Genomic DNA, 24,545 nt, shown 5'->3' on the forward strand with positions numbered 1-24,545 from the left:
CAGATCGTGACAGGGGCTCACCTTACTCCCCGCTTGGCTTCCACCGCTCGGCAATTGCAATGCCGCCAAGTGCGAGAACCAACGCCAGAATGTGAAAACCGTAGAGCTCTTCACCCAGAATCAGCACGGAAAGCAGGGTGCCAAAGACCGGAACGAGATTGATGAACAGACCGGCGCGATTGGCACCGATATGGACGATGCCCTGCACATAGAAAATCTGCGCCACCAGCGAGGCAAATAGCGCCGTGTAGAGCGCAACCACCCAGCCATAAGCATCCGGCCACACAGCATTGCCGCTGGATATTTCCCATCCCACGAGGGGAAGTGTGCAGAGGAGCGCTGCAAGGGCAGGTATGGCCATCAGGGTGCGCCAATCGACCGGAGGGCGCCAGCGCAGAAGAATTGTGTAGGCGGCATAGGCGGCGACAGCAATGAGCATCAGGGCATCGCCGAAATTCAATTCCAGCTCCAGCAGGCTTTCCAAATCACCGTGGGAGGCCGTGAGTGCCACGCCGACCAAGGTGAGCGAAAAGCCGATGACCTGTGCCAGCGAAATGCGAATGCGGAAGAATAGGAGATTGGCGAGAAAGATGAGGAAGGGAATGGCTGCCTGTTCGATCGTGACATTGATCGCAGTTGTGTAATGGACTGCCGAGTAGAGAAGGACGTTGAACAGCGTATAGCCGATTGCGCCGAGCCCGAAGAGGAGTGGCAGATGCCGTTTTACCACCGGCCAATCCTTTTTCAGCTGTGGAAGTGAGAGCGCAAAAATGAGCGCACAGGCGAAAATCCACCGCCACATCGTGAGAATCATCGGGCTGACATGACCGATGGCCAATTTGCCGACAACTGCATTTCCACCCCAGCAAAGGGCGGCGATGACGAGGAAAAAATAGGCTCTTAGATGCAATGTCATGTCCTGCAATCACGCAGCCAAGCGGCCGCAACCGAATGATGGTTGCGTTGAGATAGCCTTTCAGTTTTTGATATGTCACGCAAAAACGCCATAAAGCGCATAAACGGGTCGCTTTCCGTGAGATGACACAGTATAGATGCGCCGGTTTGAGCGGGTGACGGAAGCTCGCAGCACAGCAGGAAGACACAGGCAATGACCAACGTGGTGGTAATCGGTTCGCAATGGGGTGACGAAGGCAAGGGCAAGATTGTCGATTGGCTTTCCGAACGCGCAGATATCGTCGTGCGCTTTCAGGGCGGTCATAACGCGGGTCATACGCTCGTCATCGATGGCGTGAGCTATAAGCTTTCGCTGCTTCCTTCCGGCGTTGTGCGTCCTGGCAAGATGGCTGTCATTGGCAACGGCGTTGTGGTTGATCCCCATGCGCTGATTGCTGAAATGGGTCGCCTCAAGGATCAGGGTGTGGACGTCACGCCGGAAAACCTGCGCATCGCTGAAAATGCCACCCTCATTCTGTCGCTGCACCGTGAACTCGACGGGATGCGCGAAGATGCAGCCTCCAACAGTGGCACGAAGATCGGCACCACGCGCCGCGGCATTGGTCCGGCCTATGAGGACAAGGTCGGTCGTCGCGCCATCCGCGTCATGGATCTTGCCGATCTCGAGGCGCTGGAAGGCAAGGTTGAGCGAATTCTCACCCATCACAACGCCCTGCGTCGCGGCTTCGGTGTTGCCGAAGTCGAGCATAAGACCATCATGGAGGAGTTGACCTCCATCGCTGAGCGGGTTCTGCCTTTCATGGATTCGGTCTGGCGTCTGCTGGACAAGGAGCGCCGCAAGGGTTCCCGTATTCTGTTTGAAGGCGCGCAAGGCTCGCTGCTGGATATTGATCACGGAACCTATCCCTTCGTGACCTCGTCCAACACCGTTGCCGGTCAGGCTGCTGCCGGTTCGGGCATGGGCCCGGGTTCGCTCGGCTATATCCTCGGCATCACTAAAGCTTACACGACTCGTGTGGGCGAAGGTCCGTTCCCGACGGAGTTGACGGATGAAATCGGCCAGTTCCTGGGCGAGCGTGGTCATGAATTTGGCACAGTTACAGGGCGTAAGCGTCGTTGTGGCTGGTTCGATGCGGCGCTTGTGCGTCAATCGGTTGCCACCAACGGCATTACAGGCATTGCGCTGACCAAGCTCGATGTTCTGGATGGACTGGACGAGTTGAAGATCTGCGTTGGCTACAAGCTTGATGGCCAGGAGATTGATTATCTCCCGGCAGCACAGGCAGCCCAGGCCCGCGTGGAGCCGATCTACATCACGCTGGAAGGCTGGAAAGAATCGACGGTTGGTGCACGCAAGTGGGCTGATTTGCCCGCGCAAGCCATCAAATATGTTCGTCAGGTCGAGGAACTTATTGGCGCGCCAGTGGCTCTTCTTTCCACCAGTCCTGAGCGGGACGACACAATACTTGTGACGGACCCTTTTGAGGATTAAGGTTCAGCACTATTTGCCTTTTCACTCGGCGGGTAAGCCGGTGAGCAAGAGAAAGTATCAATGGCTGATTTTGTAGCGGTTATTCGTCGGGCCGTGGATGGGCTGGCGAACAATACTCCCGAAATGCGCGTGCGGGTGTACGAGAAAGCGCGCGGTGCAGTCCAGCGTCAGCTGGAGAATATGAAGCCGCGTCCTTCCGATGACATGTTGCGCCGCCAGTTGGAAAAGCTGGACGCTGCCATTCGGGAAGTGGAGGCCGAACATCAGGAGGCGCTGCCTGCCGAAGATTATGCGCCCGCTGCTGCCGCAGCGGCGCCCGCCTTCGTGCAGCCTGAGCCGGAAGCTGTTCCATACGAAGAGGCTCCAAGCCAGGCAGAAGCCTACCCGGAGCCCGCGCATGTACCGGCAGCACCTGAAGAGGTCGCACCCGCGCCTGTCTATGAAGAGCCTGTCGCCTACGAAAACCAACCGGTTCATCAGGCAGAGCGAGTCGATGAGCAGCAGTTGGCTCAACCTTCCGAGGTTGTTTCCCACGAGGCTGCCTACGAGCAGCCAGTACCGGCGGCGGAGGCGGAGCCCTTCTATCATGCTCCTGCTGAAAACGATGCCGATGTTGAACCTGAACCGCTACCGGTTCAGCCTTATGACGCTGTAGAGCGCCAGGCGGAGAATCCTGCTTGGAATGAGGCGGAACCCGTTCAGGCCGAGCCGGCTCATCAAACGCAAACAGCCGATCACGGAGCAGATCCGTTTGCCGATGATGAAGAGCATGTAGAGCAGCGCCAGAGCGGCATTGACGATGAGGCCGTTCAGCAGACGCCAGACAACACGGATTGGCGCAATGCGAATGCTGCAAATCCTGATCTTTATGGCCAGCCGTCCAGTTTCCGCAGCGCCCCGCAGGCAGCTCCCGCATGGCCGGATGCACCCTCGACAGCGCCCGATGTGCATGATGCTGAACCCGAGGTTGAGCAGCCAACTTGGCAGTCCGCAGAACCTCTAGTCGCACAGGCGGTGGACTTTTCCGTGCGCCATGAAGAACCCGAAGCGAATGAGGCTTTCTGGGCGCCGGAAGAGCAAGGACAGGATCAGCCGGATCATGCGCCGCGGCAAACAGGCGGACAGTCTTTCGATGATTCCGCCGCAGCCGATCTATTCTCCGCTCATTTTTCGCAAGAGCAGCATGCCGTCGCTGAAGCGCACATGCCCTCTGTTTCAGACCTGCCGGATTTCAATTCCAAGCCAGCACCAGAGCAGAGCCGCAGCCCGGACGATCTTCTCGCCGATTTCATTCAGCCGAGCGTAAAGCCCACCAAGGTGGAGAGCGTTGCAAGGGTTGAGGATCGTCAGGAAGAAAGTGATCCTTGGAACGATCTGGAAGAGTTCATCGGCCAGGACCGTAATAGCTTGGCAGCAGCGGGCGCTGCTAGCGGTGTGGCGTCGGCTGGTCTCGGCGGACGAGTGTCGCCGACCGAGGATAAGCCACGCACGGAAACGGAAGAAAATCACGAGCTGGAAGAGTTGATGGCAGCGCCTGCCGCGCGCGCCTATCGTGTTCAGCCGAAGCGCAAGCGCAGTTTCGCACCGCTCATTCTCTCCATCCTCGGCCTGCTGCTGCTCGGTGGGGGCGGTTACGCTGTCTGGATGAACCGTGATGCCTTAAGCGGTGTCATAGGCACGGTTGCGTCGACAGGTAGCCCGACCCCGCAAACCACACCGCCTGCAAACCAAGCACAGCAACCTGCGCAAACGAAGCCTGCACAGCCGGGAACAACGCCGCAGCAGACCGCTGGCACGCCTGCGGGGACCACCGAAACGGCAGGGCCACAAAAGTTTACACAGCGGCTGTTGGCCAATGGCAGCGAAGTGGACGAAGGTACGGGCGGTCCAGCCGCTACGGCTCAGAACCAGTCTGTCGCGCAGGTCAGCGCTGCCGCTGAAGCAGCGCAGCCTGCAACGCCCGGCCAGGCTGGCCCCACGTCGACAGCCACCCCGCCGGTTGGCACGCCGGAACAGCCAGCCAATACGGTGGCAGCCGCTGGCGATAAGATTTTCCTTTATGAAGAGCGTATCGGGCAGTCGTCACCCACTGCGGTTGAAGGTTCCGTGTCCTGGTCGCTTCAGAAGGAAAATGGAGAGAATGGCAAGTCGGAGCCGACGGTTCAGGGGCGCATCAGTGTTCCGGGCCGTGGTTTGACGGCTTTGGTCACGTTCAAGCGGAATACTGACCCTTCGCTTCCCGCCAGCCATCTGGTGGAGTTCGTCTTCTCGCTTCCGCCAAATTTCGAGGGCGGTTCCATCGATAATGTTCAGCGGATTTCGATGAAGTCGTCCGAACAGGATCGGGGCGATCCTCTCGTGGCTGTCCCAGCCAAGATCACCGCGGATTTTCATATGATCGCGCTGAATGATTTTCCGGATGCTCGCGCACGCAATCTCGATTTGATGAAGTCACGGGACTGGATGGATGTTCCCCTGATTTACGGCACGGGGCGCCGCGCATTGCTGACCCTGCAAAAGGGCGAGGATGGTCGCAAAGCATTCGATGAGGCCACTCGCGAATGGCAGGCGATGGCACCGACGCAACAGGGACAGTAATTAACTTCTAGAAGTGGTTTATTCAAAACCCGGCTCTCGTCTCGAGCGCCGGGTTTTTGTTTGCCAGCGACTTCTCGCCACAACGTTCGCATGCTGTCTTTAGCGAAACACACTGAAGAGGTTCTTATGCTTAGTCACATCACCTTTGTTTTTCGCAATCTCGATCGCATGGAGCAGATTATCGTCGAGGTTCTGAAGGGACGCAAAATCTATGACAGCGCCAGCCGCGAATTTTCACTCTCGCCTGAACGCTTCTTTATGGTCGGCGAGGGTGAGGCAGCCGTGTGGCTCGTAGCAATGCAAGGCGATCCACTTCCCCATCGCAGCTATAATCATGTCGCCTTCAAGATTGAGGAAGGCGAGATGGCAGCGCGGCTGGAGGCTATCGAAAGCTTAGGATTAGACGTGCGTCAGGGGCGCTCTCGGATTGCTGGGGAAGGGCAGTCTATCTATTTTCACGATGACGATAATCATCTGTTCGAGCTGCACACCGGCACGCTTGAGGCACGATTGTCTGCCTACGCCAAGCAGGCTTGAGCCAATAGGGCTCAAGAACACATGGAAAAGGCCGCATAGAGCGGCCTTCCACACTCTTATCTTGATCGATGGATCAGAACTCTTCCCAGCTCTCGTTTTTCAAAGCCGTATTGCCGCTGACAGCTGGCATTCTTAGGGGCGCGGCACTGGCACGGCCTGGCGCCGATGCTGCGGGTGCACGTAAGGGTGCAGGTGCGGCTTTCGGTGTTGAGGCCATGCTGGAGCGATTGCTGGTGCTAGGCAGCGCGAAGGCAGCGATCAGTGAATGCAGGCGGACCGCTTCCTGAGCAAGCGTCGCGCTGGCAGCATTTGACTGTTCCACCATAGCCGCGTTCTGCTGTGTCATCTGATCCATCTGGTTGACGGCAGAATTGACCTCCGACAAGCCCGTGGACTGTTCGCGGGATGCATTGGCGATAGCCTGCATGTGCTCGTTCACTGCAAGTATGTGATCCTGGATGGCCTTAAGAGCCTCGCCCGTTTCGCTGACAAGTTTGACGCCGGATTGTACCTCTTCCGAAGATTTGCGGATGAGTTCCTTGATCTCCTTGGCGGCCTGGGCGGATCGCTGCGCCAGTTCACGCACTTCCTGCGCGACGACGGCAAAGCCCTTACCTGCCTCGCCAGCACGCGCTGCTTCTACGCCTGCGTTCAGAGCGAGGAGATTTGTCTGGAAGGCAATTTCATCGATGACGCCGATGATATTGGAGATCTGGCTGGACGAGCTTTCAATACGGGCCATGGCGCCCACAGCCTGCGAGACGATTTCGCCAGAGTGAGAGGCGCTGGTATTGGCCTGTTCTGTTGCGCTACGGGCCTCTTCAGAACGCTGGGAAGCATTTTTTACATTGGCAGTGATTTCTTCCAGTGCCGCTGCCGTTTCCTCGAGCGAAGCTGCCTGCTGCTCGGTGCGCTTGGAAAGATCCTGCGCGCTCTGGCTTGTCTCGCGGGAGCCGCTTTCAATGAGATCAGCCGCGAGTGAAACGGAAACGAGCGTCTCTCCCAGGCGCTTCACAGCGTTGTTCATGCTGGCGCGAAGAGGCTCGAAAGCAGTTGCAAATTGCGTTTCTATGGCAAAGGCGAGATTGCCGTCCGCCAACTGCGTCAAAGCTTCACCGATCTTGTTGACCGCAAAGACACGGTCGCTCACATCTGTGGCGAACTTGACGATCTTGATCAGCTTGCCGTTTTCGTCTGTGATCGGATTGTATGAGGCGTTGAGGAAAATCTGGTTACCAGCCTTGGCAACGCGCACGATATCGCCAATGCGTGCCTTGTTCTGGCGAAGCTCGGTCCATAGCTGCTCATATTCCGCATCACCCACGGCTCCCGATGGCAGGAAGATACGGTGTGACTTACCTTTGATTTCACCCAGCTGGTACCCGGTCGCATCCAGAAAGTTCTGGTTTGCCAAAACAATCTCGCCGTCCGGCGTGAATTCAATAACGGCTTGCGCCCGCCCGATTGCCTTCAACTGACCGCAGTAGTCATTGTTCTGCATCCGAACTTTCGCATCTGCCCACTCGACCACAAAGCCTGTCGTCGTGGCCCCTTGTTTGAGAGGCGTGACATTGAGGTCGAACGCGTGCTGGCCGACGTAAATTGTCGCCGAGTACGGCTTCGAAAGCGAAGACAACATGTTGCGTTGGTGGCTGGGGTTCTTATGGAAAATGTCGATGCTGCTACCGACCAGCGTCTTCATGTCAAAGCGGGGCAGCTCTTTCTTCAGATCCGATTCGGCTGCCTGTAGAAAAGATCGCACCGCCTCGTTCATGTATATGATGTTGAGGTTTGCATCCGCGATCATGATGTTCGCGTTGATAACATCTAACGCCTTCAACTTGGCGTTATTGGTTCCAGAGCCGAATGAGAACATAAAATGGCGCGCTCCAAGGGTTGAGCGGTGCGGGGAGGGGCTGGTAGGTCGCTCTCCAAGCAACGTTTTGCGAATTGCATCTCAAAATACAATGGAGTGGTAACGCGAAGATTAATTAGGAGCGCATAATCTTTGCGCCCTAAAAGTTGTACTTAATGACGATTTGCACTTTTTTGCCTGCCATTCCTCGATGATAACCAGGTTTAAGCGTTCGGCGGAGCAGCAAAATGAAAAAGCCGCCAACCTTTCGGTGGACGGCTTCGGTTCATGCGCAGGTCTTGAGCGTCAGGCGTCAACCACGCGAAGGGCCTTGGCCTGAGCGAGAGCCTCTTTCTGGACGGCATCCTGGACCTTCTCAAATGCACGAACCTCGATTTGGCGCACGCGCTCGCGGCTGATGTCGAATTCGGAAGAAAGCTCCTCCAGCGTTACCGGATCTTCAGACAGGCGACGCGCCTCAAAGATACGGCGTTCGCGCTCGTTCAGAACACTGAGAGCCCTGTCCAGCATGCGGCGGCGTGTTTCGAGTTCGTCCTGCTCAATCAGGGTGTCTTCCTGGCTGTCGTGATCGTCCACCAACCAGTCCTGCCACTGTCCTGATTCACCTTCGGTAGCCCGGATCGGGGCGTTCAATGAAGCATCGCCAGTAAGGCGGCGGTTCATTGAAACGACCTCCTCTTCCGACACATTCAGCTTCGTTGCGATTTCCTTGACCTGATGCGGTTTCAGATCGCCCTCATCAATGGCCTGAATCTTGCCCTTCATGCGGCGCAGGTTGAAGAACAGCCGCTTCTGATTGGCAGTCGTTCCCATCTTCACCAGGGACCAGGAGCGCAGAATGTATTCCTGAATAGAAGCCTTGATCCACCACATTGCATAAGTGGCAAGGCGGAAGCCTCGCTCAGGATCGAACTTCTTTACGGCCTGCATCAGGCCGACATTGCCTTCAGAAACGACTTCGCCGATGGGAAGTCCATAGCCGCGATAACCCATGGCGATTTTCGCCACGAGGCGCAAATGTGATGTTACCAGTTGATGCGCGGCGTCACGATCCCCATGTTCATGGTAACGCTTGGCGAGCATGTATTCCTGCTGCGGCTCAAGCATCGGGAACTTGCGGATTTCGTCGAGGTAACGATTGAGACCGGCTTCACCGGCGGTAATGGATGGAAGCGTGTTACGGGCCATAAAGCACCCCTTTCTTTCTGTCTCCGGCCCCCATGCACATCTGCCGCGGCGAGCCGAAGGTGCGAGTCTTGTCCTGACCTCGCACCAAGCCATGTGACAGATAAGTACGATACGTCCACCATTCAAGATGTCGCACGTTCTGCTTCTGAATACGTCTGTCGTGACGATCAGATCAGTGGGAACCGATTAGCGGAACGCCCGGCTTGAAAAACTCCCAAGCCCGGAGCGCCTCATGATTTCAAACATAACCCGGCGTCTTATGGGCGTGTGCAGTTTGATCACACTGGACCCCAGGAACTCGATTTCCGAACGCTCCAGCCCTGATAATTGTTTCGCTTGGCGGATCGTTTCCAGATAAAAATCGCGATAGGAACGATGGCAGACATAGGTCTTGTACTTGGTGACACAAAAACAGCAGAGGGTATCTGCATTCTGGCGCAGGAAATCCGCAACCCCGACCGTGACCTCCGGCCAGGCGACATTGAACGTGTCATCGAAGGCGATGATACCGTGAGGCGCCATGCACTCCCGCGCCAAGGCTGCATCCGAGGCAACATGGTGCAGATGATGCCCGCCATCGATGCTGAAGAAGCGTACCGGTCCTACCTTGTTTAGAACCGTATCTGGCGTAAGCGCACAGCTATCGCCCCGAATGACATTCGCCTCATCGACGGGCAAACCCAAGCGCCAGCCATTGTTGAGGAAACGGTTATATTGCTGGGCTTCTCCTGATGAATCCGCATCGAGGTCGAAAAGATCGATCGCCAGTATGGGGGAGTGGCCCTGAGACAACTGTTTCATGAGGAAATAAGAGCGTCCGTAGAAGACGCCAATTTCCGCAAGTGAACCTGTCATGCGACGGTTTTGCTGACAGTGAAGAAGTGCCTGGAAAACCAGGGCATCCGCAGGGTCAATATAGCCCTCGATGGTTGAGAGCGATTGAAATATAAACTTTCTATCCGCTTTATCCATCTTCAACCTGCTCCAACCTTGTTGCACTTTAAAGTGTATTTCGCGACTTTTCGCGAAAAGCATTGGGTTGTGAATTGTATTCGTAGCAACCATTCCAATGTTGCTATCTCCATGGCAGATTAAAGCGGAATTAGGGCGCACTTTACGCACGAATACTGGCGCTTAGTTCGCGCCAGTATATTAGATTTACTTAAAATTTAGTGTGAGAAGAGGTTCAGCCTCGAAGTGCTTCAAGCAAGGCTTCCATATCATCCGGCACAGGCGCTTCAAATTCCATGATTTCCCCTGTTCGAGGATGTTCGAAAGCCAGCAGATAGGCGTGCAGTGCCTGCCGGTGAAAATGCTTCACCGCCTCCTTCGCCGCGTCGGGCAGGCGATTTGCCTTTGTCTTGAAGGCTGCGCCGTAGTCCGGATCGCCGATCAAAGGATGGCCGATATGCGCCATGTGCACGCGAATCTGGTGCGTGCGCCCTGTTTCCAGGCGGCATTCCACGAGCGAAGCAAGCGCCGTTGCATCGGGTTGTTCCACGAAGCGCTCAACCACGTCGTAATGGGTAATGGCCTCTCTGGCGTCCATGGCCTCTTCGCGCTTCACACTGCGCTTGGTACGATCTGCCGAAGAACGGCCGAGAGGCGCATCGATTGTCCCACGCAATTGCTGCGGCCTGCCCCAGACGAGGGCCAAATAAGCGCGCTCCAGATCGCCAGTGCGTCCGTGATCGGCAAATTGTGCGGCAAGATGCCGATGGGCATTGTCGTTCTTTGCCACGACCATCACGCCGCTGGTTTCCTTATCAAGACGGTGCACAATGCCGGGGCGGCGTACACCGCCAATGCCGGAAAGGCTGTCCCCGCAGTGATAGATAAGCGCGTTGACCAAAGTGCCGGTCCAGTTGCCAGCACCCGGATGCACCACCAGCCCCGCGGGCTTGGCAATGACAATGAGGTCTTCATCCTCGTAAAGCACTTCGAGCGGAATATCCTCGCCTTTTGGCTCCGGGTCTTCAGGTTCGGGCAGAAGAATTTCCACTTCCGCACCCGGCAAAACCTTTTTTTTGGCTTCGGTGCAGATTTTGCCATTCAAGGATACCGCACCCTGTTCAATGAGGGATTTGATGCGGCTGCGGGAAAATTCTCCATCAAGAACGCTCACAAGCCAGGCATCCAGGCGTCCTTCGGCGTCTTCACCGGCAGTCAGCACTTTCCTTGCGGTCTCGCCTTGGTTAAAGGGGTCGTTCATTTTTTCGTTTCCGTGACACGTTGATAGCAAGGACGCCTGACAGATGGCCCATCTTGAACCCGAGCAGAAGCATGAAGACGAGCCGCTCGATCCGGTGATGGAAAACGTTCGCCGCAAGATGGTGCGCCTGCAGATCGTTTCCAGCGGCATCATTATTGTCAGCCTTATGGCTGTGTTGTTCGCCGTTGTCTACAAGGTGCGCAGCCGTGCGGAAGCGGAAAAGATAGCCGTGCCAGCGACAGGCTTCGCAGTTCCGGCAGATCAACCGCTCGCAGCGCGCGCAGCCTTGCCCGCTGGTTTTGAGATCCAGTCCGTGTCGAATTCAGGTAGCCAGATCCTATTCTGGGGAACGTTGAACGGACAAAAGAAGGCGTTGATTTTCGATATCCCCGTGGGCCGCGTGGTAGCTGATATCACTGTCAGCAATTAACCGCATGATCAGCGGACGCCCTGACCTCATCCATATCGATGATCCTCGCGACCCGCGCATTGCGGAGTTTCGGGATATTCGCGAGCGTGATCTGGTTGGGCGGCAGGGCGGCTTCATTGCGGAAGGAACCGTGGTTCTGCGCATGTTGGCGTCGGCGCATTGTTCAAGCAACGGCGCCTTTTCGGCAGAAAAACTTCTGCTTCTTGAAAATCGGGTCGATGGTCTTTGTGGTCTGCTTGAAAACTTTCCGCCGGATGTTCCAGTCTATGTGGCGCAAGCTTCAGTGCTGGATCAGATTGCAGGCTTTCATCTGCATCGGGGGGTGCTGGCGCTGGGGCGGCGCCGCTCTGTTCCTGACCCCGCATCTCTGCTTGCGCAAGCGCGGACTCCCGGCTTGATTGCCGTCTGCTGCGGCATTTCCAATCACGATAATATGGGCTCGATCTTTCGCAATGCCGCTGCCTTTGGTGTGTCGTGCCTGCTGTTGGATGAAACCTGTTGCGATCCGCTTTACCGCAAAGCCTTGCGTGTTTCGGTCGGTTCGGTCCTTTCTGTTCCCTTTGCCCGTGGTGGCAACGCTCTGACCTTGCTGGAAGAGGTGGATGCCGCAGGATTTGCCATCTGGGGATTGTCACCGCGTGGCAGCGTGGATATCCGCCAGATACCACAGGTGCCGAAACTCGCGCTGGTGACAGGAACTGAAGGCGAGGGGCTTCCGGCCGAAATCATGCAGCGCTTCAACACAGCACGTATTCCTCAGATGCCACATCTCGATAGTCTCAATGCGGCAACGGCGACTGGAATAGCGCTTTACGAGATGGCGCGAGCTCAGGATTTACTGGACATCGCTTGAGCGCCAGATGGCTGGCCGGTGAGTGCATCAAGCGCGGCGACTGCCTTTTGCGCCAGACTTTCACGCGAGCCGGGCTCCTGTTCAGATAGCCTGGTCGCTAATGCTGATTTCACGGCAGCCACGTCGCCGTCCTTCAGAGCGGTCAGCGCCACCATATCAGCGGCAAGGGCTGCAAGCCCGCTACGGATATTGTCACGTTCAGCATCGTTGTCAGCCGTCAGAATGGCTGTTGAAAGCTCAGATGTCTGGCGCTGGATATGCGCTTCGAGTTCGCTCGAGACGTTTTGCATGGAAGCGGGCAATTCCGGCACGGTTGGCTTTGCACTCTTGGTTTGAGCCTTGGGGTTTGAAGGCTTCTTACGGGGCAGGGGATAGTTACCGGTGACGGGCTGGACGATGTCCGCGCTGTCTGCACGATTGATCCGCAAGCGCTCCAGTTCCTGCTCGCGCCAATCCAGCCTGGATAGAAGGTCGGATTTCGCCGAAACTTCTTTTTCCAGTTTCGCCTCCAGCCGCTGCAGCTTGCGTTCTGTCTCATGCAGCCGCAGTTCTGCATCCTTGGCTCGGGCGGTCAACAGCTTCACATCCATTCGCAGCGTATCGCGTTCCTCGCGAAGAGCCGTTGCGCGGATACGGGCATTCTCGATTTCTGTTTCGCGGGCGGAGAGATCCAGTTTAGCATCGTCGAAATCGGAGGCGAGACGGGCAATGCGGCGCTCCAGCGCTTCGCGTGCCTCATCCTTGGCTGTGCTGGCATGTTCCACGGCCGCAAGCGATTCCTTAAGCTGCCGGATGAAGCCTTCCTCGCGACGCAGGCGCGAGCGCAGGTCCGCAGCCTCCGTGCTCATATCTTGAACCTGCATTTGCAATTCATGATTGGAGGCATGCAGTTCAGCAGATTCGCGAACGAGTTTGTCGAAACGGATTTGAAGATCGACCGCCTTGTCGCGCTCCTGCAGCAGTTCCTGCTTGGTACGAGCGTTTTCGGCGGCGTAAACGGCGCGCGCCATATCGCGCTGCGCCCGAACTTCCGATGGACTGATCGGCATGGTCGCCTTCAACCGGTTTTCCGTAAATTGCACGACGCGGCGGTGGACGGCTGGTGCGAGAATCATGACCAGAAGCGTCGCGCTGAGAAAGCCAAAGCCGAAAAGTAGCGCGAACTGTATCACGGGAGGTCCATTTTAGGATGGTTATTTCCAATAGAGCTAAAGCTTCCGAAGAGGTTCGGCAATATCGGCAAGAACATTATAAGAATGTGGCTCATGCCTTGTGGCATGAGCCCGTTCGTGTGTGCGGCTTTGCAGCCTTAGGCCCCGGTCAGAAGGGGTTCCAGGTCGCAGACTGAGTGAATTTCAGGTAGCCGACGTTAACACCAAGGCGCGCGCCAAGGCCTGTGCGAATGGGAACCACGGTGACATCGCCGTTGCGCAGCGCCGTCATGCCTACGCCAGCCACGACGAACGCAGAGCCGCTGACGCCGCCATAACGCTGATAAAGGCTTGGCACTGAAGGCAGATTATAGACCAGCATCATGGTGCGCGTGCCCTGTCCGCCATAATCGATGCCAAGCGATGGGCCTTGCCAGAAGGCTGGATGGTTGCCAGCATTTTTGGTGTAAAGCTCGCCTTCGCCATAGGTCAGGCCCGCAATGAATGCGCCTGAACCTTCCTGCCCGAGAATGTAGCCATTGGGCAGGCCATATTGGGCGAAGGCGTTTTCCACGACCTTGGCCAGACCGCCGCTGGCTGAACCGAAGAAGCCATGACCGGCATCCACGATCTCCTGCACGGAATATTGAGAGGCGCCTTGCTGGGCAAATGCAGGCGCAGCCTGCATGGCCAGAAGCACTGAACAGAATGTGGCGGCCAGCAGCCGGGCGACAGCGGAAACTCGTTCGAAGTGCATGAGCGTGTCCGTTCCTTCCGATTTGAATGCCAGTTGTTACGGCGGGCCTATCTTGCTGGCATCGTGTTAACAACCGGTTTACCAAAAATGGTGTCATTATGGCGGCGAAACTCCCGGCCTTCGCGGCATGCAGAAAGCTCGGGGCAATCTTATCGTGTCATCTGGCTCTAAATGCCAAGACCCTGAAACAGGAATGAACCATGCCGAAGAATCCGAACCTCACGCTGAGCGGTCCCGATCTGGCGGCGCTCCTGTGCAGCCGAGTCTGCCACGATGTCATCTCGCCGGTCGGCGCCATCAACAATGGGCTTGAACTGCTCGACGAAGGTGGAACCGATGCTGATGCATTGGATCTGATCCGCACATCCGCGCTGAACGCCTCCGTTCGCCTGAAATTCGCTCGACTTGCGTTCGGCGCATCCGGCTCCGTCGGCGCGTCGATCGATACGGGCGAAGCTGAAAAGGCGGCCAAGGATTTCGCCGCTGCTGAAAAAAAGACGGAAGTGAGCTGGAGCGGCCCACGCGCCATTATTCCGAAGAATCAAGTAAAGCTTCTGCTCAATCTGTTTCTGGTGGCTTATAGCGCCATTCCGCGCGGCGGCTCGCTGGATGTCGTGGTTGAAAACCCGGAAACGGATGCGAAATTCAGCATAACTGTAAAGGGCCGTATGCTGCGCCTGCCTGCGAAATATGTTGAGGTCCTGTCCGGCCAGATGGAGGAGGCAGTCGATGCGCACACCATCCAGCCCTATTACACGGTGCTTCTGGCCGATGAGTGCAATATGGAACTGAAGCATGTGGTGCATGAAGACCGCATCACCTTCATTGCTGAAGCTGCCGCTGCCTGAACCGCCGCGCCTGAGGTTGGTCGCCTGACTCAAGGATAGATGGCGGTAACACTTCTTTAGCCTCAGAAGATTACCCTGAACCCGCGTATCTTTACCTACGCGGGTTTGGCCGTTTTGCGCCGGGAGGAACACAATGCAGCGCCTGATGATTGCCGATCATTCGGATATCGTAAGGACCGTTGCAAAGCGTATCCTCACGGAACTTAACTTCCTGGTGGTGGAAGCCTCCGGTGATCGGGAAGCCCTTATGCGATGCCAGGCCGATCTTCCCAATATTCTTATTGTCGATGCGGCCCTGGAAGGCGCCTTGGAACTGATTTCAGCGGTTCGTGGCCTCCCCAACGGGAAGAGTGTCCGCATATATTACTGTGTGATTGAAGCCGACCTGAAAAAAATGATGGCTGGCAAGCGGGCAGGGGCAGATGATTTTCTGCTGAAGCCTTTTGACCGGAAGATCCTCTCTTCCGTCTTTTCCGGGCTGAGCAAGGTCGCTTAAGGCAGATAGCTGCTCATCACGGCTTGCGAGCTATGCACTCTGATGCAGCATCTCTAACCTTACAAAAGCGCCATCGGCGTTGCATGCGAACTGCATGAAAAGAGATCGAAGGTTCAACTATCGCTCTTAACCGCCGCCACTTTGTAAAGCGCTCTTCAAAGGGTTCCAGTGCTTAGCGTCCTATGCCTGCCTCGCGCGGGCGAAATGCCTCATGGTCAAACAGATTTCTGCACTCTCGTTCTATGTGCTCGGTGGATTACAGTCTGCGGCTCTTATCGTTCGCATGGGCTCACGTGAGGGAAAACAGGAATTTTGCAAAGCAGAAATAGAAACGCCCGCACCGTGAGGTGCGGGCGGAATTCAAACCCTGCGGGTGGCAACTGATCAGGCCGTTTCGGCGTACTCAGCACCATCTGGTTCACGCAGCACATAACCACGGCCCCAAACAGTTTCGATGTAGTTTGCGCCACCGGCCGCATTGGCCAGCTTCTTGCGAAGCTTGCAGATGAAGACGTCGATGATCTTCAGTTCTGGCTCGTCCATTCCGCCATACAGGTGGTTGAGGAACATTTCCTTCGTCAGCGTTGTGCCCTTTCGCAGGGAAAGCAGCTCAAGCATCTGATATTCCTTGCCGGTCAGGTGAACGCGCTGGCCGCCCACTTCAACCGTCTTTGCATCCAGGTTCACAATCAGTTCGCCAGTCACGATGACCGACTGAGCGTGGCCCTTGGAGCGGCGAACGATGGCATGGATACGTGCAACAAGCTCGTCCTTGTGGAACGGCTTGGTCATGTAGTCGTCGGCGCCGAAGCCGAGACCACGAACCTTATCCTCGATGCCTGCCATACCGGACAGGATCAGGATTGGCGTCTTAACTTTGGAAAGACGCAGTGTACGAAGCACCTCGTATCCGGACATGTCCGGCAGATTGAGGTCCAGCAGAATGATGTCGTAATCGTACAGCTTTCCGAGGTCGACGCCTTCTTCTCCGAGATCCGTCGTATAGACGTTAAAGCTCTCGGACTTAAGCATCAGCTCGATGCTCTGAGCAGTCGCGCTGTCATCTTCGATGAGTAGAACCCGCATAATTTTCCCCTTTACCGCCGCGAAGGTGTGAATGCCCCCCAACGCGAAAACGGTTCCAGACGTTGCCTGATTTGGAAGCTGACACCAATTGGTTAACAAAATCTCACCGCCTTTGGCAAGGCACAGGAATTCGTTAAACAAACTTGGTATTCGCCTGATTTCTCACGTGAATTCGCCAGCGCCATTCCTGAATCTTTTTGGGAAGAATTCCCTCTAAGCGATTCATACGACTCATCATTGTCGTCGGCCGAAAACCGGCCATGGCATTTACGGACCCTTAAATGATCGTCCCTATCATTAATGATGCCCGTAAACGAAAGGTTACTGCGCACGTGAAATAATTAACGGCGTGGCAATTTTTAAGTCCCATGTGTTGCACAGCGGACTCAGGGTGAGAGTTGTGAAGTGGCCGGGGTCTCGCTATCCACGGGAGTATTGCGTATGAAGACGCGTGACAGCCTTGTGCGCCTGAAGGAATTTCAGGTGAATGAGAAGCGTCGTCAGCTGCAGCAGTTGCAGATGATGATGGCTGAATTCGAAAGAATGGCGAAGGAACTGGAGCACCAGATTTCGCTGGAAGAAAAGAAATCGGGTATCTCAGACCCGAATCACTTTGCATATCCAACCTTTGCAAAGGCAGCGCGTCAGCGTGCAGATAATCTGCAGGTTTCCATCCGTGAATTGCGGGTGCAGCAGGATGCGGCAGAACTGGCGTTGGAAGAAGCTCAGGCTGAGCTTGCCAAGGCGACAGCTCTGGAAGAAAGGGATGGGGGCGTTCGCGCCCGCGCCTGATAGTCGAGATAAAAACGGCCGGTGGAACCGCAGGCGCTTGCGCCTTGCGGTAAGCCCGTTTCTGCGTATTTCAAAAGGTCGCGTCAGTTGTTGCCGCGCAGCGGTTCTGCTTGAATTGCAGGCGGAAGAACAAATATTTTGAAGCCCAGGTCGCGACTCGCAAAAATCGCAACACGCTTTATCGCTGAATGGCATCCCGCCAGTCAGGGTGGCGTTCTGCCTGTGCGCTCATGAATGAGCATGATGGGATGATTTTCCAGCCGCCCTTTCGCGCTTCAGCCACAGCATGGTCTGCCAAAGCCTGAGCGATGCCTTTTCCCCGAAGTCCCTCATCAACTTGTGTATGGTCTACGTCGATCAGTTTTTCGGAAATTCGGGAATAGGTCATTTCCGCTGAACCTTCCGGCAAGGTAATCCGATAAGCGCCGCGTGATTTGTATTCTTCGTTGCTTATATCCATTCCAACTTCCTTTGGTCACGGTGACGTCCTAACATCAGATAGGCAAGTCACAAATCACATCAAGCAAGAGGATTGGCGTTGAAGCACGCTTTCAAGCGGTGGCGGTTGTTTTGCACATTGGTGGCCGCGGCATGGTTTGCGGCGGGCATTTCGTTGCCAATCATGCATTTCGAACGGCTCTATTTTCTCTCAAAAACGCCGTCCTTGCTGGATCTCATCGGTGAATTATGGGCAGAAGGGGAGGTGGCGCTGGCTTTGCTGGTGGCGCTCTTTTCCATCATCTTTCCTGCTGCAAAGATTGCAGTGCTTTTTACCCTGGAAATCGGAGCTATTTCCCTCAAAGGGTGGCTCGGCCGCGTGCTTCCGCATCTGTCGAAGTGGTCTATGGTTGACGTGATGCTGGTTGCAATCGCGATATTCGCGGCCAAGAGCAGTGGCCTGGCATCCGTTTCGGTTCTGCCTGGCCTCTGGTTCTATGCGGCCTCCGCCATTGGCGTGGGGCTGCTTTTTCCATCAACAGTCGCAAGAGATCTCGTTCCAGCCAAAATTCCCCCGGCGGATCATCCGAGGGAGCATGGGAAACAATGAAATCTCGCGTGCGGACTAGTGACGATACTGTTGGATACGGGTGGTTCTCAAGCCAGCAAGACCATGATCGTTGATGGAGGACTGCCAGGACAGGAATTCTTCAACAGTCAGGGTATAACGCGCGCACGCTTCCTCGAGGCTCAGCAAGCCACCGCGCACCGCTGCAACCACTTCTGCCTTACGGCGGATAACCCAGCGGCGCGTATTGGCCGGCGGCAAATCCGCGATTGTCAGGGGGCTGCCATCGGGGCCGATGACATATTTTACTCGTGGACGGATCATTTCGGTCATTGGACTCTCTACACTACACAAGACCACGAGGCAGACGGTAACCGGGCAGATTTAACAATTAACTAAACGTGTTCCGCAATTTGTATGAATCATGATGCAACACGCTGTTCTTGTGTAAGATCATTCGAATCTTGGCCGTTCACGGTCTACATTTGTCCATCCTTAAATACCCCAAGTCCTGACCTAAAGTCTTATCGCTACCAGCTCGGTTGCTGTGGGGCCTTCTTGCACTGTCGCAGAGCCCTGATGAATCAAGTTCAGAGTATCGTTCGCATTGAATGAGGCAATCGTTGTTCGGCTGAGTGTTGCAGCGCTGGAAGATGAGCAGTGCACAGTGAAAATCGTTTCTGCGCCATTGCGAACAAGACTGACGGAATGTCCGCTGGATGTGAGCAAGGTGATATTGAGGCAGATGAGGTAGGTGCCTGCCTCGGACAAAACCAGTGTGTTGCCCCCACCTGGCAACGAGGAACCAAGCGCCATCCCGCCCTGCGTATTGGCCAAGGCGGCAAAGCCGCGCGGGCTGTTGGAGGTGGGAACCATAGAGCCGGCGGCGGAAAACGCCCTAGCGACGGGGCGTGTGGGCTGTGTGACCAGCCCTTTGTCATTGATCGAGAGCGCGGTCACCCATTGACTGCCGTCCTCACTGACTTTGAGAGAAAACTGATCGCTGCCCATCAAGCCCAGTTCAGCGCGTCCAGACCAATTGCTTTGGAACAGCATGGAAGCCGTGTCAGGGTTTGATGCCTTGTTGATTTTAATCTGATGGGAGGTGCCAGCATGATTAAAGAGGCTTGCGGGAGATGAAACACAGAAACGATTGATCTGGTCGGCGCTGGCGGAAATACCCAACCGGCCCGTACAGAGATCGTCTGGCGTCGGGAGTGTCCGCCACTCGCTATTGCTGAAGATACGCAATCCATTCTCATGCCTGAACCACGCCAGAAAGCCTTCTCGTGGCTCAAGGAAGGACCAGCCATCTTCTTCCCGCACCGCAATATGGCCTTCGTGACCACCCCATTCGGATGCGGGGTTTGCGCTGACGATGAAACGAGCGCCCGGCAGTGCGCTGACGGGTGGTTGCGTGGCTTGTGCATCGATCGTCAAATGCACCAGGCTATCCAGGATAGCGACGGTTTCATTAAAGCTCACATGCTTTTGTGATTGAGAAGGCTGTATAAAAGAAAGAGCAAGATTATTACTTTCATCAAGCATGAATAAAACTCCGACCAAACTGTCGGACTATCCTAAATGCTGGCTTTAGCTGGTGTATGTATTTTGCCTAACGTATTGATGCGCCTTGCGGCTTGGCCGAATTCGTCATCATCCAACGTGAGGCCTGGAGCTGGTGAGTATGCTGCAATGCGGCGAAAAAGGGCACTTGGCGCGGTTTTTTCCGCTTGTCCTGAGGGGCCAGGCCCCGCAATATGCGCAAGCCATTTTTTCAGCGTAGGCTGCTGAAATTATAGTACTTTTGCTTACTCTAAAATCACTTTAAGCATTGTTTGGGGGAAGATGGCTAAATCAAAGCTTTTTTGCTTCACATTTTTGACGAAATGGTTATGACTCCCGCAAAATCTAAGAACCCTTAAGGGCCACACAGACATGGGCGCTACGGCAATGAGGCCGTGATGCGTCGGGGGAAAGTTTATGGAATATTTTATCCAGCAGCTCCTCAACGGGCTGACGCTTGGATCCATCTATGGCCTGGTCGCAATCGGCTATACGATGGTTTACGGCATCATCGGCATGATCAACTTCGCCCATGGCGATATTTTCATGCTCGGCGGCTTTGCCGCTCTCATCATCTTCCTGATTATCACCAGTTTTTTCGCGGGCATTCCGGTCGCGCTGGCGCTGTTGATTATGTTGATCGTGGCCATGCTGGTAACGAGCCTTTGGAACTGGACGATCGAGCGCATTGCTTATCGCCCGCTGCGTGGCTCGTTTCGTCTTGCGCCGTTGATTACGGCCATCGGCATGTCGATTGTGCTGTCGAATTTCATTCAGGTCACGCAGGGTCCGCGCAACAAGCCGATCCCGCCGCTGGTGAATGATGTTTACCACTTCGGCACAGTGACGATTTCGCTGAAGCAGCTGGTCATCGTTGCTCTCACGACGGTTCTTCTCGCCGCCTTCTGGTATATCGTTCACAAGACACCGCTTGGCCGTGCGCAGCGCGCAACGGAGCAGGACCGCAAGATGGCTGCTCTTCTCGGCGTGGATGTTGATCGTACGATCTCGATTACCTTCGTGATGGGTGCGGCACTCGCCGCTGTCGCTGGCACCATGTACCTCATGTATTATGGCGTTGCTTCCTTTGCCGATGGCTTCATTCCCGGTGTGAAAGCCTTCACGGCTGCCGTTCTTGGCGGTATCGGTTCTCTGCCCGGCGCAGTGCTCGGCGGGTTGCTGATCGGCCTGATCGAGTCCCTCTGGTCCGCCTACTTCTCGATTGCCTATAAGGATGTCGCGACCTTCGCGATCCTCGCCTTCGTGCTGATTTTCAAGCCGACCGGCATTCTCGGTCGTCCTGAAGTTGAGAAGGTGTAACGTCATGGCCAATACTCAAACTTCGGCTTCCACAGCCGCGCCTAGCCCCGTGGCAAAAGCTATGAAGGAGGCGTTGCTGGCAGGCCTTATCGCCTTCGGCATGTTCCTTCTGTACGTTGGCATTGAGACGTATCAGGATATAGACAACCGCCTGGTCTGGCGCACGCGCTGGACGCTTCTGGCTGTCTTTGTAGTGGTATCGGCTGTCGGACGCTTCCTTGTCGTCGGCTTCATCAAGCCGCATCTTGATCGCCGTAAGCTCGCCAAGGCGAAATCGGGTATCCTTGAGATTTCTGAGGACAAGGGCTTTTTCCATAAGCACTTCTTGAAGATCGCGCTGGTTGCCCTCGTTCTTTATCCGCCTTTGGCTATTTCGCTGAATGGCGTGCAGGGCTCGCTCAAGTTCGTCGACAACTTCGGTATCCAGATCCTCATTTATGTCATGCTGGCCTGGGGTCTGAACGTGGTCGTCGGTCTCGCCGGTCTGCTCGACCTCGGTTACGTGGCTTTCTACGCTGTCGGTGCTTACTCCTACGCCATTCTTTCAGACGCTTTCGGCTTCTCCTTTTGGATATTGCTGCCGGTCGCGGGCATTCTCGCCGCTTTCTGGGGCATTATCCTAGGCTTCCCGGTCTTGCGTCTGCGCGGGGACTATCTCGCCATCGTCACGCTTGCCTTCGGTGAAATCATCCGCCTGGTGCTGATGAACTGGACTGAAGTCACGGGTGGTACGGCCGGTATATCCGGCATTGCCAAAGCCTCTGTCTTCGGCATCTATTCTTTTGATGTCGGTGCGCCAAACAATTTCGCCAAGGCTTTCGGCCTTCCGATGTCATCTGCCTATTACAAGATCTTCCTCTTCTATGTGATCCTGGCGCTCTGCCTTCTCACGGCCTATGTCACGATCAAGCTTCGTCGCATGCCTATCGGTCGTGCCTGGGAAGCGTTGCGTGAAGATGAGATTGCCTGCCGATCCTTAGGGATTGACACTGTCAAGACCAAGCTCACAGCGTTTGCGATCGGTGCCATGTTCGGTGGTTTCGCAGGTTCGTTCTTTGCGGCTCGTCAGGGCTTTGTTTCTCCGGAAAGCTTCGTTTTCCTGGAATCGGCGGTCATTCTGGCCATCGTTGTTCTCGGTGGCATGGGGTCTCTGACGGGTATTGCCGTTGCGGCCATCGTCATGGTCGGCGGCACGGAACTGCTGCGTGAGATGGAGTTCCTGAAGCATGTCTTCGGTGATGATTTCACACCTGAGCTTTACCGCATGCTGATCTTCGGTCTGGCCATGGTCGTGGTCATGCTGTTCAAGCCACGCGGTTTCGTTGGCTCGCGCGAACCGACAGCCTTCCTCAAGGAGCGTAAGGCCGTCTCAGGAAGCTTCACGAAGGAGGGACACGGCTGATGACCTCCGGAGCTCACACAATGAACAAGGATACCATTCTCAAGGTCGAGCATTTGTCGATGCGTTTCGGTGGCCTCATGGCCATCAACGACCTGTCTTTGGAAGTGAAGCGCGGGGAAATTACCGCGCTGATCGGGCCGAACGGCGCAGGCAAGACAACTGTCTTCAACTGCATCACCGGCTTTTATAAGCCCACGATGGGCATGATCTCGATGACACAGAAAAGCGGCAAGCAGTATATGCTCGAACGCTTATCTGATTTCGATATCACCAAGCAGGCCAAGGTGGCCCGAACCTTCCAAAACATCCGGCTCTTTTCCGGCCTTACCGTTTTGGAAAATCTGCTCGTGGCACAGCACAACAAACTTATGAAGGCTTCCGGTTATACGGTTATGGGTCTTCTGGGTGTTGGCAGCTACAAGCGCGAAGCAGAGGCTTCTATCGAACTGGCTCGCTACTGGCTCGAAAAGACGGATCTGATCGATCGTGCAGATGATCCGGCGGGCGATCTTCCGTATGGTGATCAACGGCGTTTGGAGATTGCACGCGCCATGTGCACAGGCCCGGAACTTCTGTGCCTGGACGAGCCAGCGGCTGGTCTGAACCCACGAGAATCCCTCGCACTCAATACCTTGTTGAGAAGCATTCGCGACGAAACCGGCACGTCGGTGCTTCTGATTGAGCACGATATGTCCGTTGTCATGGAAATATCGGACCATGTCGTCGTCCTCGAATATGGGCAGAAAATTTCCGACGGCACGCCGGATCATGTGAAGAACGATCCAAAGGTCATCGCGGCCTATCTCGGCGTAGAAGACGACGAGGTTGAGAACGTTATTTCTGAAGAACTCGACGGGAGCGTGCAGTAATGGCTGGCGAACCTCTATTGAAGGTCTCCGGCGTTGAGACCTATTACGGCAATATCCGTGCGCTTGCTGGCGTGGATGTTGATGTCCATAAGGGCGAAATCGTCAGCTTGATCGGCGCAAACGGTGCCGGCAAGTCCACGCTGATGATGACGATCTGCGGTAGCCCACAGGCGCGCCACGGCAATGTGGTGTTCGAAGGGCGCGATATTACCCGTATGCCAACCCACGAGATTGCGCGTCTTCGCATTGCACAATCGCCAGAAGGTCGCCGCATCTTCCCGCGCATGACGGTGTATGAAAACCTGCAGATGGGCGCAGGGCTCGATAATCTGAAATACTTCCATGAGGATGTAGAAAAGATTTTCGCGCTTTTCCCACGTCTTCGGGAGCGTCAGAGCCAGCGCGGCGGCACCTTGTCGGGCGGTGAGCAGCAGATGTTGTCCATTGGTCGCGCCCTCATGGCTCGTCCGAAGTTGCTTCTGCTGGACGAGCCATCGCTCGGTTTGGCACCGCTGATCGTCAAGCAGATCTTTGAGGCCATCAGGCAGTTGAACGAGAAGGAGGGCCTCACGGTCTTCTTGGTCGAGCAGAACGCCTTTGCTGCATTGAAGTTGTCCCATCGCGCTTATGTCATGGTCAACGGCCAGGTCACCATGAGTGGATCGGGCAAAGACCTTCTGTCCAATCCTGAAGTTCGCGCCGCCTATCTCGAAGGCGGACGTCATTGATCGCAGGCGTAAGGAGAATCTGAAATGCAAGGTCTTTTCTTCGAAAGCGATACAGGCGCCCGCTATGTGTTGCGCTTGCTCGTGCTGCTGCTAGGCTTTTGGACTGCGTGGCGAACGGGCAAGGCGGTGGCGGATGGCTGGAACAACTATCCGTTGGTCATTGTCTACACGCTGCTGCTGGGTTTCATGATGCGCTTTCTGCATTATGCGCTTTTCCAAGGTCCATTCTTGAGCCTGGAATACTACGTAATCGATGTGGCGCTCCTCATCGTTTTCTCGACGGCTGGTTTCCGCCATCGTCGTACGCAGCAGATGACCAATAATTATTATTGGCTCTACGAGAAAACTTCACCCTTCTCCTGGAAGGCTAAGGGTTGACAGTTACTTCCTTTGCCAATTAAAAATTCAGTGTCGGACAGACGG

25 protein-coding genes are annotated in these 24,545 nt (G+C 55.6%); 14 read left to right on the forward strand and 11 right to left on the reverse strand.

The window, feature by feature from the left end; genetic code table 11:
• Positions 1 to 22: 22 nt before the first annotated feature.
• Positions 23 to 916 carry a DMT family transporter gene (locus AC0JZ1_RS05400; RefSeq protein ID WP_471881394.1) on the reverse strand — a complete coding sequence of 298 codons (894 nt, stop codon included), beginning with the start codon at positions 914 to 916 and terminating at the stop codon, positions 23 to 25.
• A gap of 192 nt (positions 917 to 1,108) precedes the next feature.
• Here AC0JZ1_RS05400 and AC0JZ1_RS05405 point away from each other — a divergent pair, with 192 nt between their 5' ends.
• The 3 genes from AC0JZ1_RS05405 (at position 1,109) to fosX (ending at position 5,542) form a co-directional block, all read left to right on the forward strand.
• Complete coding sequence (locus tag AC0JZ1_RS05405; protein WP_471881395.1) at positions 1,109 to 2,407, forward strand: adenylosuccinate synthase; 1,299 nt, start codon at positions 1,109 to 1,111, stop codon at positions 2,405 to 2,407.
• 60 nt (positions 2,408 to 2,467) lie between these two features.
• Complete coding sequence (locus AC0JZ1_RS05410; protein ID WP_471881396.1) at positions 2,468 to 5,005, forward strand: hypothetical protein; 2,538 nt, start codon at positions 2,468 to 2,470, stop codon at positions 5,003 to 5,005.
• Positions 5,006 to 5,131: 126 nt separating this feature from the next.
• Positions 5,132 to 5,542 carry a FosX/FosE/FosI family fosfomycin resistance hydrolase gene (gene fosX, locus AC0JZ1_RS05415; protein WP_471881397.1) on the forward strand — a complete coding sequence of 137 codons (411 nt, stop codon included), beginning with the start codon at positions 5,132 to 5,134 and terminating at the stop codon, positions 5,540 to 5,542.
• Between the two features lie 73 nt (positions 5,543 to 5,615).
• Here fosX and AC0JZ1_RS05420 read toward each other — a convergent pair whose 3' ends face one another.
• From AC0JZ1_RS05420 to AC0JZ1_RS05435, 4 genes are all read right to left on the reverse strand, one after another.
• Positions 5,616 to 7,418: a methyl-accepting chemotaxis protein gene (locus tag AC0JZ1_RS05420; RefSeq protein WP_471881398.1), complete on the reverse strand. Its 1,803-nt coding sequence runs from the start codon at positions 7,416 to 7,418 to the stop codon at positions 5,616 to 5,618.
• A gap of 285 nt (positions 7,419 to 7,703) precedes the next feature.
• Positions 7,704 to 8,606, reverse strand: coding sequence for an RNA polymerase sigma factor RpoH (gene rpoH / locus AC0JZ1_RS05425; RefSeq protein ID WP_471881399.1), 903 nt, complete (start codon positions 8,604 to 8,606; stop codon positions 7,704 to 7,706).
• A 186-nt stretch (positions 8,607 to 8,792) separates the two neighbouring features.
• Positions 8,793 to 9,578 (reverse strand): class I SAM-dependent methyltransferase, encoded by a 786-nt coding sequence (locus AC0JZ1_RS05430; protein WP_471883366.1) that lies wholly within the window; start codon positions 9,576 to 9,578, stop codon positions 8,793 to 8,795.
• Positions 9,579 to 9,792: 214 nt separating this feature from the next.
• On the reverse strand, positions 9,793 to 10,818 hold the full coding sequence (locus AC0JZ1_RS05435; protein WP_471881400.1) for an RluA family pseudouridine synthase: 1,026 nt from the start codon (positions 10,816 to 10,818) through the stop codon (positions 9,793 to 9,795).
• A 43-nt stretch (positions 10,819 to 10,861) separates the two neighbouring features.
• Here AC0JZ1_RS05435 and AC0JZ1_RS05440 point away from each other — a divergent pair, with 43 nt between their 5' ends.
• Together AC0JZ1_RS05440 and AC0JZ1_RS05445 are read left to right on the forward strand one after the other, a co-directional pair.
• On the forward strand, positions 10,862 to 11,248 hold the full coding sequence (locus AC0JZ1_RS05440; protein WP_471881401.1) for a hypothetical protein: 387 nt from the start codon (positions 10,862 to 10,864) through the stop codon (positions 11,246 to 11,248).
• Positions 11,249 to 11,252: 4 nt separating this feature from the next.
• Positions 11,253 to 12,101 (forward strand): TrmH family RNA methyltransferase, encoded by an 849-nt coding sequence (locus tag AC0JZ1_RS05445; RefSeq protein WP_471881402.1) that lies wholly within the window; start codon positions 11,253 to 11,255, stop codon positions 12,099 to 12,101.
• Here AC0JZ1_RS05445 and AC0JZ1_RS05450 read toward each other — a convergent pair.
• Both AC0JZ1_RS05450 and AC0JZ1_RS05455 read right to left on the reverse strand, forming a co-directional pair.
• The gene (locus AC0JZ1_RS05450; RefSeq protein ID WP_471881403.1) at positions 12,077 to 13,273 is read right to left on the reverse strand and encodes a hypothetical protein; all 1,197 of its coding nucleotides are present in this window, start codon (positions 13,271 to 13,273) and stop codon (positions 12,077 to 12,079) included. The genes AC0JZ1_RS05445 and AC0JZ1_RS05450 overlap by 25 nt on opposite strands.
• A 148-nt stretch (positions 13,274 to 13,421) precedes the next feature.
• Positions 13,422 to 14,009 (reverse strand): DUF1134 domain-containing protein, encoded by a 588-nt coding sequence (locus tag AC0JZ1_RS05455; protein ID WP_471881404.1) that lies wholly within the window; start codon positions 14,007 to 14,009, stop codon positions 13,422 to 13,424.
• Between the two features lie 200 nt (positions 14,010 to 14,209).
• On the opposite strand from AC0JZ1_RS05455, the gene chpT reads away from it, so the two are divergent.
• Both chpT and AC0JZ1_RS05465 read left to right on the forward strand, forming a co-directional pair.
• Positions 14,210 to 14,857: a histidine phosphotransferase ChpT gene (gene chpT, locus AC0JZ1_RS05460; protein ID WP_471881405.1), complete on the forward strand. Its 648-nt coding sequence runs from the start codon at positions 14,210 to 14,212 to the stop codon at positions 14,855 to 14,857.
• A 133-nt stretch (positions 14,858 to 14,990) separates the two neighbouring features.
• Positions 14,991 to 15,353, forward strand: coding sequence for a response regulator (locus tag AC0JZ1_RS05465; RefSeq protein ID WP_471881406.1), 363 nt, complete (start codon positions 14,991 to 14,993; stop codon positions 15,351 to 15,353).
• Positions 15,354 to 15,737: 384 nt separating this feature from the next.
• On the opposite strand, the gene ctrA is transcribed toward AC0JZ1_RS05465, so the two are convergent.
• On the reverse strand, positions 15,738 to 16,439 hold the full coding sequence (gene ctrA, locus AC0JZ1_RS05470) for a response regulator transcription factor CtrA (RefSeq protein WP_112562832.1): 702 nt from the start codon (positions 16,437 to 16,439) through the stop codon (positions 15,738 to 15,740).
• A 441-nt stretch (positions 16,440 to 16,880) separates the two neighbouring features.
• Here ctrA and AC0JZ1_RS05475 point away from each other — a divergent pair, with 441 nt between their 5' ends.
• Positions 16,881 to 17,231: a flagellar export protein FliJ gene (locus AC0JZ1_RS05475; protein ID WP_471881407.1), complete on the forward strand. Its 351-nt coding sequence runs from the start codon at positions 16,881 to 16,883 to the stop codon at positions 17,229 to 17,231.
• A 178-nt stretch (positions 17,232 to 17,409) separates the two neighbouring features.
• On the opposite strand, the gene AC0JZ1_RS05480 is transcribed toward AC0JZ1_RS05475, so the two are convergent.
• Positions 17,410 to 17,691: a GNAT family N-acetyltransferase gene (locus tag AC0JZ1_RS05480; protein ID WP_471881408.1), complete on the reverse strand. Its 282-nt coding sequence runs from the start codon at positions 17,689 to 17,691 to the stop codon at positions 17,410 to 17,412.
• A gap of 78 nt (positions 17,692 to 17,769) precedes the next feature.
• Between AC0JZ1_RS05480 and AC0JZ1_RS05485 the strand changes: the two genes are divergently transcribed.
• A complete protein-coding gene (locus AC0JZ1_RS05485; protein WP_471881409.1) occupies positions 17,770 to 18,279 on the forward strand; it encodes a paraquat-inducible protein A in 510 nt (169 codons plus the stop codon).
• Positions 18,280 to 18,294: 15 nt separating this feature from the next.
• On the opposite strand, the gene sciP is transcribed toward AC0JZ1_RS05485, so the two are convergent.
• Both sciP and AC0JZ1_RS05495 read right to left on the reverse strand, forming a co-directional pair.
• Positions 18,295 to 18,570: a CtrA inhibitor SciP gene (sciP, locus tag AC0JZ1_RS05490; RefSeq protein WP_062555519.1), complete on the reverse strand. Its 276-nt coding sequence runs from the start codon at positions 18,568 to 18,570 to the stop codon at positions 18,295 to 18,297.
• 183 nt (positions 18,571 to 18,753) lie between these two features.
• Complete coding sequence (locus AC0JZ1_RS05495; RefSeq protein WP_471881410.1) at positions 18,754 to 19,785, reverse strand: DUF2793 domain-containing protein; 1,032 nt, start codon at positions 19,783 to 19,785, stop codon at positions 18,754 to 18,756.
• A gap of 435 nt (positions 19,786 to 20,220) precedes the next feature.
• Here AC0JZ1_RS05495 and AC0JZ1_RS05500 point away from each other — a divergent pair, with 435 nt between their 5' ends.
• From AC0JZ1_RS05500 to AC0JZ1_RS05520, 5 genes are read left to right on the forward strand one after another with little or no spacing between them, the layout of a single operon-like run.
• Positions 20,221 to 21,123 carry a branched-chain amino acid ABC transporter permease gene (locus AC0JZ1_RS05500; protein WP_471881411.1) on the forward strand — a complete coding sequence of 301 codons (903 nt, stop codon included), beginning with the start codon at positions 20,221 to 20,223 and terminating at the stop codon, positions 21,121 to 21,123.
• 4 nt (positions 21,124 to 21,127) lie between these two features.
• Entirely contained in the window at positions 21,128 to 22,525 is a 1,398-nt protein-coding gene (livM, locus tag AC0JZ1_RS05505) for a high-affinity branched-chain amino acid ABC transporter permease LivM (RefSeq protein WP_471881412.1), read from the forward strand.
• A complete protein-coding gene (locus tag AC0JZ1_RS05510) occupies positions 22,525 to 23,394 on the forward strand; it encodes an ABC transporter ATP-binding protein (RefSeq protein WP_471881413.1) in 870 nt (289 codons plus the stop codon). Before livM ends, AC0JZ1_RS05510 begins: the two co-directional genes overlap by 1 nt.
• Positions 23,394 to 24,122, forward strand: coding sequence for an ABC transporter ATP-binding protein (locus AC0JZ1_RS05515; RefSeq protein ID WP_471881414.1), 729 nt, complete (start codon positions 23,394 to 23,396; stop codon positions 24,120 to 24,122). The genes AC0JZ1_RS05510 and AC0JZ1_RS05515 overlap by 1 nt, the downstream gene beginning before the upstream one ends.
• 24 nt (positions 24,123 to 24,146) lie before the next feature.
• The gene (locus AC0JZ1_RS05520; RefSeq protein WP_471881415.1) at positions 24,147 to 24,500 is read left to right on the forward strand and encodes a DUF6867 family protein; all 354 of its coding nucleotides are present in this window, start codon (positions 24,147 to 24,149) and stop codon (positions 24,498 to 24,500) included.
• Positions 24,501 to 24,545: the final 45 nt, after the last annotated feature.

It is taken from the genome of Affinirhizobium capsici (assembly GCF_977018625.1).